Origin of the sequence: Shimia sediminis (genome assembly GCF_003990645.1) — a bacterium.
Lineage (GTDB): Bacteria > Pseudomonadota > Alphaproteobacteria > Rhodobacterales > Rhodobacteraceae > Shimia > Shimia sediminis.
The window spans coordinates 1-692 of the sequence record NZ_RYZK01000082.1; the positions used below are offsets into that span (position 1 = coordinate 1).

At 38.3% G+C, this 692-nt stretch carries 1 protein-coding gene; it reads left to right on the plus strand.

The annotated features are described in order from the left end of the window. On the plus strand, positions 1–606 hold a 606-nt coding region (locus EK369_RS22955), incomplete at its 5' end, for a ferritin family protein (RefSeq protein WP_164727089.1). Positions 607–692: the final 86 nt, after the last annotated feature.

A 692-nucleotide genomic window follows, 5' to 3' on the forward strand; every position in this document is an offset into this window, starting at 1 on the left:
TTGCAAGCTTGCTCTCATACAACAAGCAAATTGTCGTCGGAAGTATTGCCCGAGTGTGACGCTAAATATGGAGCGATAAACGAAGTTGTTGGGGATTTGCAGGCCTTTGTAACCACCCACATAACGCGTTCTTTTGAATATTTGTTAATGTCCACCCATTATGCCAATTACCAAAAGAACAGGCTCGGATTCGAGAAATTGTTCCGCGGCCTTTCCGACGAGAAATGGGAACAATCTATCGAAATAATAAAACATTTAACCAAGAGGGGCGGAAGAATGAACTTCAGAAGATGGAAGACGGACGAACGTAAACCGAAACAAGAAAATTACGAATTGTACGAACTCGAAAGCGTTGCTAAAGCTTTGGACATAGAGAAATCTTTGGCTTTGGAAGCACATTCTATTCATGATTCAGTCAGTCGTCGTCTTGAGAAAGCACATGATCCCGAAATCTCCTCTTACATTGAGGAAAAGTTTGCTCACAAACTTGCTAATAATGTCAGAAAATTATCTGGATACGCGTCTGATATTCACTCCTTCCTGAAGACGAAAGATAGCCCATTGGCTCTGTATTTGTTCGACAATTATCTACAGAAGTCTTTGTAACTTCATATTTTGTGATTTTAGATATAGTTATTGTACTTTAAGTCTTCTTTTTGTTTGTTTTTATTAGAAATTTAACCTTTAGTATA